This window comes from Paenibacillus sp. MER TA 81-3 (genome assembly GCF_023713585.1).
Taxonomy (GTDB): Bacteria; Bacillota; Bacilli; order Paenibacillales; family Paenibacillaceae; genus Paenibacillus_B; species Paenibacillus_B profundus.
Window position 1 is genome coordinate 297,867 of the sequence record NZ_JAMAWB010000010.1, and the last position, 6,457, is coordinate 304,323.

Annotated in this window: 7 protein-coding genes; all 7 read left to right on the forward strand. The window is 46.6% G+C overall.

The features are described from left to right. Nucleotides 1-31: 31 nt before the first annotated feature. The gene (gene ahrC, locus M3650_RS17090; RefSeq protein ID WP_019422907.1) at nucleotides 32-481 is read left to right on the forward strand and encodes a transcriptional regulator AhrC/ArgR; all 450 of its coding nucleotides are present in this window, start codon (nucleotides 32-34) and stop codon (nucleotides 479-481) included. A 23-nt stretch (nucleotides 482-504) separates the two neighbouring features. Continuing rightward, complete coding sequence (recN, locus tag M3650_RS17095; RefSeq protein WP_019422906.1) at nucleotides 505-2,226, forward strand: DNA repair protein RecN; 1,722 nt, start codon at nucleotides 505-507, stop codon at nucleotides 2,224-2,226. A gap of 118 nt (nucleotides 2,227-2,344) precedes the next feature. Then, complete coding sequence (gene spoIVB / locus M3650_RS17100; protein ID WP_251576536.1) at nucleotides 2,345-3,757, forward strand: SpoIVB peptidase; 1,413 nt, start codon at nucleotides 2,345-2,347, stop codon at nucleotides 3,755-3,757. 170 nt (nucleotides 3,758-3,927) lie between these two features. Then, nucleotides 3,928-4,752 carry a sporulation transcription factor Spo0A gene (spo0A, locus tag M3650_RS17105; protein ID WP_019422904.1) on the forward strand — a complete coding sequence of 275 codons (825 nt, stop codon included), beginning with the start codon at nucleotides 3,928-3,930 and terminating at the stop codon, nucleotides 4,750-4,752. Between the two features lie 606 nt (nucleotides 4,753-5,358). Continuing rightward, a complete protein-coding gene (locus tag M3650_RS17110; RefSeq protein WP_251576539.1) occupies nucleotides 5,359-5,556 on the forward strand; it encodes a type II toxin-antitoxin system HicA family toxin in 198 nt (65 codons plus the stop codon). Nucleotides 5,557-5,617: 61 nt separating this feature from the next. Then, nucleotides 5,618-6,049, forward strand: coding sequence for a type II toxin-antitoxin system HicB family antitoxin (locus tag M3650_RS17115; RefSeq protein ID WP_251576540.1), 432 nt, complete (start codon nucleotides 5,618-5,620; stop codon nucleotides 6,047-6,049). A 117-nt stretch (nucleotides 6,050-6,166) separates the two neighbouring features. Beyond that, on the forward strand, nucleotides 6,167-6,457 hold a 291-nt coding region (locus M3650_RS17120), incomplete at its 3' end, for a transposase (protein ID WP_251576542.1).

The window sequence follows — 6,457 nt, forward strand, 5'->3', positions numbered from 1 at the left end:
ACACACATGATTGATCTAATGGAGGGCATGCATGAAAGGACAACGACATATTAAAATCAGAGAAATCGTTATGAATAATGACATCGAGACGCAGGATGAACTGGTGGACGCGCTGCGCCAAGCCGGATTCCATGTTACGCAAGCGACCGTGTCTCGAGATATGAAAGAACTGCACCTTATCAAAGTTCCAATGGATAATGGACGATATAAATATTCACTGCCAATCGATCAGCGCTTCAATCCGGCACAGAAATTGAAGCGTGCGTTGTTGGATAACTTCGTCAGCGTCGATAGCGCCGAGAATCTGGTTGTCATGAAGTGCTTGCCAGGTACGGCGAATGCGATTGCTGTGTTGATGGACTCCATCGAGTGGCCTGAAATTATGGGGACGGTGTGTGGTGATGACACGATACTAATCATTTGCCGAACGAAGCAGCTCAGTCAGGCCGTCGTAGACCAGATTATGAGCCACATTTCATAACTTGCGTTCGGGAGGGGTGCTCCATGTTAGTAGCTATATCCATTCGTAATTTGGCAGTTGTCGAATCGGTGCAACTGCACTTTCATCGTGGATTCCATGTTCTTACAGGGGAAACGGGAGCAGGTAAATCCATCATTATTGATGCACTAGGGCTTATCGGCGGAGCACGAGGATCGGCCGACTTCGTTCGCTACGGTTGTGATCGGGCTGAGGTCGAAGCTTCATTTGATTTGCCAGGAGATCACCCGGTTTGGGATGCGCTATTGCGTTTAGGCATCCAAGCCGATCGTGACGAATTGCTCATTATCCGCCGGGAATTGACGGCGCATGGAAAGAGCTTATGCCGGATGAACGGTCAAATGGTCAACTTGACGATGTTGCGCGAGGTTGGAGAATTGCTCATTAATATACATGGACAGCACGAACATCAATCACTGCTTAAGGTAGAGCGTCATCTGGAATGGTTAGACGCTTACGGCGGTGAGGAGTTAGCTTCCATCAAGACACGATACCGTGAAGACTTCGGGTGCTTCATGGCGCTTCAGCATGAATTGAATCAACTGAAGGAGACAAGCCAACAAGCGTACCAGATGCTTGATTTGTATCGCTTCCAGATTGAAGAACTTAACAATGCCCAACTAAAAATTGGCGAAGATGAATGTTTATCGGAAGAAAAGCGCAAACTAGCCAATGCAGAGAAGCTGATGGATCATGTGAACAACGCCTATGAACGATTATATGCACAGGGAGCCATGGATTCAGTCAGTGTTGCACTATCGAAGCTTGAGGATGTATTGGTGTATGATACGGTGAAATTCCAGCCTATGGTGGAGCAGCTTCAGTCTGCCTATTACCAACTGGAGGATGCAGCGTATCAGCTCAGGGACTACCGTGAAAATATAGAGTTCAATCCAGTTCGTCTCGAACAAATTGAGGAGCGTCTTGATCAGCTTACCTCGTTAAAACGCAAGTATGGATCAACCGTTGAAGACATGCTCCAATATTTACAGCGGATTGAAGCCGAAGCGGATAAGATTGAGCATAAGGATGAACGTATCGCTGCTCTAGAGAAGGAAGCGCAAGAACGACTCGTCAAGCTGGCGCGCAAAGCGGAGGCGTTAACCAATGCTAGACGCCAATTGGCTAATGAATTGACGACTCGCATCGAAGCAGAGCTGCAGCACCTTCATATGGAACGAACACGGCTAGATGTCCGGCTTGATCGGCTGCAAGGCGAACAGGGCTTTGATGTGAACGGCGTGTCGGTTCGCTTTACGAAAAACGGTTGGGACGATGCGGAGTTTCTTATTTCCCCTAACCCAGGTGAACCGCTTCGCCCCCTTCATAAGATTGCGTCTGGGGGAGAATTGTCCCGCATTATGCTGGCGATGAAGACCATATTTGCTCAGGTGGATCGGATTCCGGTGCTCGTGTTCGATGAAGTGGACACGGGGGTAAGCGGTCGTGCCGCACAAGCGATAGCTGAGAAGCTGGCATGGGTGTCCAGCAGTGGTCAAGTGTTCGCCATTACGCATCTGCCACAGGTAGCTTGTATGGCCGATCATCAATATTATATCGAGAAGCAGGTGCGGGATGAGCGCACTTCAACACAAGTAACGGAATTAGACGAAACAGGTCGCATTGCCGAATTGGCTCGTATGCTCGGTGGAGTGGAAGTGACGGAAAGAACTTTGCATCATGCACAAGAAATGCTGAAGTTGGCTGAACGTCAAAAAGGTGCGTAAATAAAGGGATTGAGCCAATCATTTTCACTTATAAAACGTAGGGGTCAAGGATACCTTATAGTTACGAAACGGCACGTCCTTTTCGTCAAGCTTCCGCCAACAAAGGAGTGTGACACCTTTGAACCCCAACGTTAAACGTCTGCTCGGTCTGATGCTAGTCATTATCGTTTGTTTATGCTGTACAACGGCTCCATTTCGCACTTTTACGGCATTGCCGAGCGAGCTTCGATTATTTGAAGGAGAGCAAAAAGAACTTCATCTCGTTATGCCTGTACACGCTCAAGCTACGGTGGACCGACCGGATATTTTGCGTGTTAATGGCGAGAATCGCCCTTCCTTCAACTTATCGCTGCAGCAGCCGATCTCTCTACAATCGTCCCAATCAGGGCAGGCCGAACTTAAGCTGAAGCTATTCGGAGGTATTCCGTTAAAGACGCTTAAGGTGAATGTCGTACCTAACCTGCGCGTTATTCCAGGTGGACAGACGATTGGCGTTAAAGTCAAATCAGCGGGCATCCTTGTTGTAGGTCACCATCTTGTCCATGTAAGTCCGGATAACAAAATCTCTCCTGGAGAAGCGGCGGGAGTCCGATTAGGTGATCTCATTATGAGTATGAACGGGATTCGACTAAATGATGTAAGCAAAGTGGCGGATGTTGTAAGGCAGGCTGGAGAAAGCAAGAAGCCGCTTGAGCTTGTTATTCGCCGCGGAGAAGCAGAAGTGAAGACAAAGCTTACGCCAGCATATGATACAGAAGATAAGACGTGGAGACTCGGATTGTACATTCGTGACTCTGCGGCAGGCGTAGGAACGCTTACTTTCTATGCACCGGATCAAGGTGTATATGGTGCATTAGGTCACGTAATTACCGATATGGATACGCAGTCGCCCATTGTCGTCGGTCAAGGTGAGATTGTTCAATCCAACGTAACCTCGATATCTAAAAGTCAAAATGGTGAACCCGGTGAGAAAAGAGCCCATTTTCTGAAAGAAAGTCGTGTATTAGGCAATATTGAACGAAATACTCCGTTCGGAATATTCGGGAAAATGACGGCTACTCCGGATCACAGTGTATTTAAAGAACCAATCCCGGTAGCATTTAGCGAAGAAGTGCAAGAAGGACCTGCGGAAATGCTGACCGTAGTTAACGGCCAACAGGTCGAGCGCTTCAAGATCGAAATTGCGCATGTGACGAAGCAGTCTACACCTGCAACTAAAGGAATGGTCATACGGATAACTGATCCGCGACTGTTACAGAGGACCGGTGGAATTGTGCAAGGAATGAGCGGCAGTCCGATCATTCAGAACGGCAAATTAATCGGCGCCGTTACCCATGTCTTTGTCAATGACCCAAGTTCGGGGTATGGATGCTTTATCGAATGGATGCTGCAGGATGCAGGTGTCGTATTATCGTCACCGCAGACGTGGGGGCTACAGGGGAAGGTACACGCGCAGCGTGCGCCTTCTCCTTTTTTACCAAGCAAATCGACATCAATGTCGAACCTTTACGAATCATTGCGAATGGTGTAGAAATTTATAATAAATATTTCATTATAATGGATCTTTTCGAAAAACTAAAGAAAAAAAGTTTTCGACAGAAGGAATTTCATTCTTGATGTCGAATAACATGATCTGGAAAGGATTTAACACTCATTGCATTGGTGCCGATATGCGAAACTTTGACAAGGGAGGATTAAAAGTTGCAAAAGATCGAAATACTGTTAGCGGACGACAACCGAGAATTCACTAATTTGTTAGCTGATTTCTTATCAGAACAAGACGACATGGTCGTCACTGGGGTCGCCTATAATGGCGAAGAGGTACTCCAATTCCTGGAGCAGACGAGAGCGGTGCCGGATGTGCTCATTCTCGATATTATTATGCCGCATTTAGACGGCTTAGGTGTGTTAGAACGTTTGCGAAGCTTGAACTTGTCCCCGCAACCTAAGATCATTATGCTCACCGCATTTGGGCAGGAGAGCATTACGCAACGCGCGGTCCAACTTGGCGCCTCGTATTACATATTGAAGCCATTCGATATGGATATACTGGCCAATCGCATTCGGCAGTTAGCTGGCGTATCGTCAAACAGCGCTTTATCGGGTGGTTCCAGCGCCAGCAGCTTGATGACTTCATCGTCCAAATCCAATGTTGTACAGCTTGGCAAGACGAAGAATTTGGATGCGAATATCACTTCGATTATTCATGAAATCGGTGTCCCGGCACATATTAAAGGATATCAGTATTTACGCGAAGCGATTACGATGGTATATAACAACATTGAAATTTTGGGTTCCATTACGAAGACATTATATCCTGCGATTGCGGAAAAATACAAAACGACACCAAGCCGTGTTGAACGTGCCATCCGCCATGCGATTGAGGTCGCTTGGACGCGCGGCAACATCGATAGCATCAGCCGTCTGTTCGGCTATACAATCAACATCAGCAAGTCGAAGCCAACGAACAGCGAATTCATCGCGATGGTTGCCGACAAGCTGCGCATTGAGCATAAGGTGAGCTGAACGTAGGCCACGCAAGAATTTGCGGAGAGTTAACGCGAGTTGCAAAATACCGATAAACTCGTTTTTGGGCCGATAAACTTTTTCCCTGATACGCGATAAATTCCCTCGATTTATTGGGTCTGTGCATCACGCGCAGATGGGGGATATAACGTTGAAAGTGTCGGAGTTAGAGTTTTACCTTGAAGATTTTTTGATGTACTGTCAGCAGAAAAAACGGCAAAGTATAGTAATCACAGTCCGTTGGGAAAGTGGCGCTTGTGATGAGGAATGTGAAAGCCCTGCCGATGATGGCGGGGCTGTTCTTTGTTGCGGCAAGTTTTACCGGTACGTTACGGTATAACTTGCCGGTAAATATAACTTATCTAATAAGACTTACTAATAAGATTTAATCGGTATATCAGCCGCTTAAATCCGCTCTCATACCATACCATACGTTTACCCTCTCCACAAATGTCCACAAACCTCCGTGATTCCTACGACGTTCTCTCGTGATGTGCTGTGAACAGGACGCATCGTTGATATGTTCTTGAAGAGGAAAATATTTCTCACAACCCAATAATACGTATTGTTATACGTATTATGATAGATGCGTGAGGAGGCGAGGAGATGCCGAGCTACTCTTCGAGGGAAATAATAAAGCTTATCGAAACTGACGGGTGGTTCTTGGTGAATACGGTCGGCAGTCATCATCAATTCAAACACCCCACCAAGAAAGGCAGCGTAAGAGTAACAGTACCTCACCCGAAAAAAGACTTACCTCGAAAGACTATGGACAATATCATGATTCAGGCGGGGCTTGAATAGCCCCAAACCTGTGAATATTAATATATTAATTAATAGTATCGGTACTAAGGAGTTGATAAAAATGAAAAACCGTTATATTTTTCCGGCAATCTTCGATTATGCCGACGATGGCATTTCCGTTGAGTTCCCAGATTTACCCGGAGCATTAACTTGCGGAGATACCGAAGAAGAAGCGTTCAATATGGCGAAGGAGTGCATTGCGCTGCATTTGTACTCGATGGAACAAGATGGCGATGATATTCCGGAACCTACTCGTGCGTTGTCCGTCGAACACGAGCCGAACCAGACCGTTGTATTGGTCGAAGTGTGGATGCCGCCCTTCCGCGACTACATGTCGGAAAAAGCGGTCAAGAAGACGTTAACCATACCGAAATGGCTTAACGATGCAGCCGAAGAAGCAAACGTTAATTTCTCGCGGATACTACAGGACGGATTAAAATCGTACCTAGGTGTATCCGACCGTAAGTCATACGAAAAAGGCCCCGTTGAGTAAAACGAGGCCACTGAAAAAGTCCCTTAGTCCTGAAAGAGACAATTCTTCATTTTTTTGAAGAGTCTGTCTCTTTTTTTCGGTATAATCAAAGTATCTCATCAAAGGCTGGTGATCTCTGTGCTCCTGAAGCAACAAAGCTTTATTTTGAGCCCATATATGGAACTCTACAATCTGGTGGTTCCCAAAGATAATCTACTGCGCAGAATGGACGAGTTGGTGGACTTTGGCTTTGTCTACGAAGAGCTGCACGTCAACTATTGCCACGATAACGGACGCACCGCGGTGGATCCGGTTCGGATGTTTAAATATCTGCTGCTCAAATCTATCTTCGACTTGTCCGACGTCGATCTGGTCGAGCGTTCAAAATATGATTTGTCCTTCAAGTTGTTTCTCCATATGGCCCCCGAG